The organism is Chryseobacterium sp. 'Rf worker isolate 10' (assembly GCF_050753305.1).
Taxonomy (GTDB): Bacteria; Bacteroidota; Bacteroidia; order Flavobacteriales; family Weeksellaceae; genus Chryseobacterium.
The window spans coordinates 1-331 of record NZ_JBOZOF010000014.1 but is presented as its reverse complement, the minus strand read 5'-3'; the positions used below and the strand labels follow the sequence as shown (position 1 = coordinate 331).

General features: G+C 38.4%; 1 protein-coding gene. It reads left to right on the top strand.

Going from position 1 to position 331, the window contains the following annotated elements:
• Positions 1-298, top strand: a 298-nt coding sequence (locus tag LKL37_RS23000) for an endonuclease/exonuclease/phosphatase family protein (protein ID WP_431612571.1), incomplete at its 5' end; no start/stop codon positions are given.
• Between the last annotated feature and the right edge of the window lie 33 nt (positions 299-331).

The following is a 331-nucleotide window of genomic DNA, read 5'->3' as shown; positions in this document are numbered from 1 at the left end:
AAATGTTAATGGCTTAAACTCACCAATTAAGAGACACAGGCTAGTAGAATGGATCACAAAACAAGACCCAACAATATGCTGTCTACAGGAGACGCATCTGATAGGGAAAGATATTCATAGACTGAAGGTGAAAGGTTGGGAAAAATCATACCACTCATATGGACTGCGGAAACAAGCAGGAGTGTCCATACTCATATCTAATAAAATAGATTTCAAGCCAAAGCTAATCAAAAGGGATAAAGAAGGACACTTCATACTGCTCAAGGGAACCATACACCAACAAGACATACAATCATAAATATATATGCCCCAAATAATGGTGCAGCTGTGT